At 49.4% G+C, this 269-nt stretch carries 1 protein-coding gene; it reads right to left on the bottom strand.

What is annotated here, in order from left to right:
• Positions 1–83: 83 nt before the first annotated feature.
• On the bottom strand, positions 84–269 hold a 186-nt coding region (locus QZ310_RS07535), incomplete at its 5' end, for a hypothetical protein (RefSeq protein ID WP_297071896.1).

The following is a 269-nucleotide window of genomic DNA, read 5'->3' as shown; positions in this document are numbered from 1 at the left end:
AGTGGCAAAGTTAACGATTTCTATCCGATTTTCAGCTATGTAGAGCCGATTATTTTTGGATAGCACCGCCGTTAGAGGGCTTTTCAGTCTTCAGTATCGGGGTCAATCATCTCAATCATGCAGAGTAATGAGTTGCTGAACCCGTCGATTACGGAGCGGCCTGTCTGGTCGCCTTCGTAGAGGTCGTTTGCCTCGAACTGCCATGTCAGCAACACTTCGCTGATCTCGCTGCCGGAAAACTCGTCGTAGATTTCTTGCCCCTCTGTGGT

This window comes from uncultured Duncaniella sp., assembly GCF_910577345.1.
GTDB lineage: Bacteria > Bacteroidota > Bacteroidia > Bacteroidales > Muribaculaceae > Duncaniella.
This window is presented reverse-complemented; position numbering and strand designations above follow the sequence as displayed.